This window comes from uncultured Cardiobacterium sp. (genome assembly GCF_938028185.1).
In the GTDB taxonomy this organism is placed as follows: Bacteria; Pseudomonadota; Gammaproteobacteria; order Cardiobacteriales; family Cardiobacteriaceae; genus Cardiobacterium.
Genome location: NZ_CALJAH010000099.1, coordinates 1 through 1,940, shown reverse-complemented (window position 1 = coordinate 1,940; position 1,940 = coordinate 1). Strand labels below are relative to the sequence as shown.

Annotated in this window: 4 protein-coding genes; all 4 read right to left on the bottom strand. The window is 51.7% G+C overall.

What is annotated here, in order from left to right:
* A partial coding sequence (locus Q0349_RS03240; protein ID WP_298079442.1) for a hypothetical protein occupies positions 1-301 on the bottom strand: 301 nt, incomplete at its 3' end.
* A gap of 130 nt (positions 302-431) precedes the next feature.
* Entirely contained in the window at positions 432-725 is a 294-nt protein-coding gene (locus Q0349_RS03235) for an addiction module antidote protein (protein WP_298079441.1), read from the bottom strand.
* A 3-nt stretch (positions 726-728) separates the two neighbouring features.
* Entirely contained in the window at positions 729-1,025 is a 297-nt protein-coding gene (locus tag Q0349_RS03230) for a type II toxin-antitoxin system RelE/ParE family toxin (protein ID WP_298079440.1), read from the bottom strand.
* 131 nt (positions 1,026-1,156) lie between these two features.
* Positions 1,157-1,639, bottom strand: a complete 483-nt coding sequence (locus Q0349_RS03225; RefSeq protein WP_298079439.1) for a hypothetical protein — start codon at positions 1,637-1,639, stop codon at positions 1,157-1,159.
* Positions 1,640-1,940: the final 301 nt, after the last annotated feature.

The window sequence follows — 1,940 nt, the reverse complement described above, 5'->3', positions numbered from 1 at the left end:
AATATTCTTCATATTGTGGATGTGTATAGTCATTAGCTTCTGGGATGCAAAATGATGGAAACATACAATCATATTCATAACCGCAATCAATTTGTATTTTATTTACAGAATAATTCTTATCATGTGTATTGCTAGGGACTTTTCTATTCCACCCTTCCCTGAACCCCTCAGCAAACAGCGTCCATCCGCTCTCCTGTTTGGTTGTAATATCACCCTCCTGTATTTTCAGGTGCTGGACTTCCTGAGCGAGTAGAGCCCGTTCGATGTCGGTGAGCTGTTGTGCTGTCTTTCCCCAAAACATGGTGTTTTCCTTGGTTTTTCAGATTGGTAGGTGGTTAATTCTGTTTTGTTGCTTCATGCGGTTGTTATACGCCGTCGCCATGGGCTTGTCAAATCCCGGTGATTGTGTATTTCGGCCGACAACCGACGGGTCAAGATTGCGGTGTCGCGGTCAGCTTGATATCCAGGGCTTTCATGACTTTGCTAATAGTCTCAAAGCGGGGGCTACTACCTGGACGGAGTGCCTTATAGAGTGCTTCGCGGGTCATCCCGCTTTTTTGCGCGATCTCTGTCATCCCACGCGCGCGGGCAATGATGCCCAAGGCGTGCGCCAGCTCGGACGGGTCTTCGTCATCAAGTGCCAATTGCAGATAGACAGCGATGTCTTCTGCATCCCGGAGTTGTTCAGCCATGTCGAAAGTTGGCAGGTCAGCAATACGGGTCATGATTTAGTCCTCCAAGGTTTGTGCCAGTTGTAATGCCTGTTCGATGTCGCGGCTTTGGCTGGATTTGTCGCCACCGCCAAGCATGACAATGACAACCGCGCCACGGCGGATATAGTACATACGATAGCCCGCGCCAAAGTGTTCGCGCATTTCATAAATACCACCGCCGACGGATTTGACGTCACCCAAAATTCCACGCGCTGCTTTATCCAGGCGTTTAGAGAGACGCAGGCGAGCAGTACGATCTGGCAGACGATTTAACCAGTCCGTGAATGGCGGCAGGAATTTGACGGTGTACATGCCGCACATTGTAATCGAACGGATACAAATAGGACAATATCAGCGCTTGTGTTTGCTCGGTATAGAAAAGAAAAAGGACTGTTTCCAGCCCTTAATGCTCTGTAGTAGCCAATGTATGGCTTTCAACAGTCTCATTTCTTGTCGGAGAGTTTTTCCAGCAGCATCCGGTTGTAATCGGCGCTGTGCATTACGGCGCGGCAGGCGTGTGCCAGCAGCACGGCTACCATGCCGCCTACCAATGCAGCAATGCCTGTAGTTAGGATGGCGGCGAATTCGTAACTGCGCGCGGTAAAGCTCGTCAGAATAGTCAAAATACCCACGATCGCGAGCAGCCAGCCCACAACCAGCACGATATTGGCGACCAGCAGACCGCTCTTGTAACGACTGTCGAAGACACTATCTGCACCCTGAACGCCAAGGGTGGATGCCACACGGTGCACAACTGCTCCGGGATCCGTTGGCGCTGCCTTGGATGCCGCCGGGGGTGGGGCTTCTACCGCCTCCTCCGGGGCGACAATAAAGGGTTTGTAGCAGGATTCGCACTGTAGTTGCGCGCCCAGGTCTGCCGTCTGGCGTTGCAGGGAGCTGCAGTGCGGACAAACGATCATTTCCATAATTCCTCCTGGATTACGTTTGGGAAAAGCCGATTTTCGGTAGCTTCAGCATGACGGTGATATCGCTCTGCTGTCAAGCCGGGAACGTGTTTTCCCGCATTTTTGCGTTCTTTGTTTCCGCTCCTGCTTCTCGCAGGCACAAAAAAGGGAGCCGTAGCTCCCTTGTGATTCATAGGTGTTTCCGTTTGCGCCGTTGCTGCCATTCTGGCGGCGGTGCGTTCCAGCCTTCTGCAAAGCCCTCCCAAAAACGGGTCATGAATCCGGGAGATTCCTTGACCGCTTCAGGTGTTTCCAGATGATA